The following is a 576-nucleotide window of genomic DNA, read 5'->3' as shown; positions in this document are numbered from 1 at the left end:
CTTTCTCGCCTGTGGGAAGAGAAAGGTAAAGAGATGAAGGTTGACGACATCGCTGAGCGCTGTCTGGAAGAAGAAAACGACCAGCGCCTCAAGGATATTGGTCAGCAGCTCTACGCCTTTACGTCGAAAGGTAGCTACGGGAAATACTTCTCTCGCAAGAACAACGTCAGCTTCCAGAACCAGTTCACTGTACTGGAGCTCGATGAACTGCAAGGGCGTAAGCACTTGCGTCAGGTTGTACTGCTCCAGCTTATTTACCAGATCCAGCAAGAAGTATTCCTGGGTGAACGTAACCGCAAGAAAGTCGTCATCGTGGATGAGGCCTGGGACCTGCTCAAAGAGGGTGAGGTCTCGGTCTTCATGGAACATGCCTACCGCAAATTCCGTAAGTACGGTGGCTCCGTTGTCATTGCAACGCAGTCCATCAACGACCTCTATGAGAACGCAGTGGGCCGCGCCATCGCGGAGAACTCGGCCAGCATGTACTTGCTCGGCCAGACCGAAGAAACCGTGGAATCTGTTAAACGTAGCGGTCGTCTGACCCTTTCAGAGGGCGGGTTCCACACCCTCAAAACG

At 53.0% G+C, this 576-nt stretch carries 1 protein-coding gene; it reads left to right on the top strand.

Features of this window, described 5'->3' with window-relative positions:
* Nucleotides 1-576: TraG/VirB4 family ATPase (locus tag BHE89_RS19585; RefSeq protein ID WP_171742547.1), on the top strand; the 576-nt coding region annotated here is incomplete at both ends.

Source organism: Shigella sp. FC1967, from assembly GCF_001743005.1.
Lineage (GTDB): Bacteria > Pseudomonadota > Gammaproteobacteria > Enterobacterales > Enterobacteriaceae > Proteus.
The sequence above is the reverse complement of the archived record's forward strand: the minus strand, read 5'-3'. Positions and strand labels throughout refer to the sequence as shown.